The organism is Petralouisia muris (assembly GCF_004793545.1).
Lineage (GTDB): Bacteria > Bacillota > Clostridia > Lachnospirales > Lachnospiraceae > Petralouisia > Petralouisia muris.
Map to the genome: position 1 here is coordinate 1 of NZ_SRYA01000289.1, position 301 is coordinate 301.

Sequence of the window (301 nt, forward strand, 5' to 3'; positions counted from 1 at the left end):
ATGGATAAGCGGTACGAGCAGCCCGTCATGGAGCGGCTTGCGGACAGGTTCGGCGATACGGAGGGCGGCGATTTTGCCACGTTTTTAATTCAGACGGCGGAAAACGCCGTGGAGGACAACTTACCCGATTACCTCTCACAGCTAAAGGGCTGCACGAAAGACAGCTTTTTGGAGGAACTGGACGACTATAATATAGAAGTGATTTACAAACGTCTTGCCGCAAACAGCGTCGCCTATATGCTGTTAAGCCGCTGCGGTCTGGATGCGGACGGGTATTTTGAGCGTGAGGACTTTGCGGAGA

At 52.8% G+C, this 301-nt stretch carries 1 protein-coding gene; it reads left to right on the forward strand.

Going from position 1 to position 301, the window contains the following annotated elements:
- Window positions 1–301: hypothetical protein (locus E5329_RS29540; protein WP_135992609.1), on the forward strand; the 301-nt coding region annotated here is incomplete at both ends.